The 317-nt window shown below is 50.5% G+C and carries 1 tRNA gene; it reads left to right on the top strand.

The window, feature by feature from the left end:
* Positions 1–58 precede the first annotated feature (58 nt).
* Positions 59–134, top strand: a tRNA-Ala gene (locus VL15_RS35055).
* Positions 135–317: the final 183 nt, after the last annotated feature.

The raw sequence follows: 317 nt of genomic DNA, 5'->3' as shown, positions 1-317 counted from the left end.
TCGAATCCAACCAGACCCACCATTGTCTGGCGGTAGTACCCTGAGGATCTCTGTATATGGGGGCATAGCTCAGCTGGGAGAGCACCTGCTTTGCAAGCAGGGGGTCGTCGGTTCGATCCCGTCTGCCTCCACCAATCACCAACGCTAAGGGCTTGGTTCAGACACTGAACCGAGAATTTTGCATTGGCGATTGAGCCAGTCAGAGTGATACGTAGTACGTATCGGCTGTCGTTCTTTAACAATCTGGAAGAAGTAAGTAATTTGGATAGCGGAAGCGTCTATGAGATGGACGTGAAAACTATCCGGGTTGTGATTGT

The organism is Burkholderia cepacia, from assembly GCF_001039005.1.
GTDB classification, from domain to species: Bacteria; Pseudomonadota; Gammaproteobacteria; order Burkholderiales; family Burkholderiaceae; genus Burkholderia; species Burkholderia theae.
The sequence above is the reverse complement of the archived record's forward strand: the minus strand, read 5'-3'. Positions and strand labels throughout refer to the sequence as shown.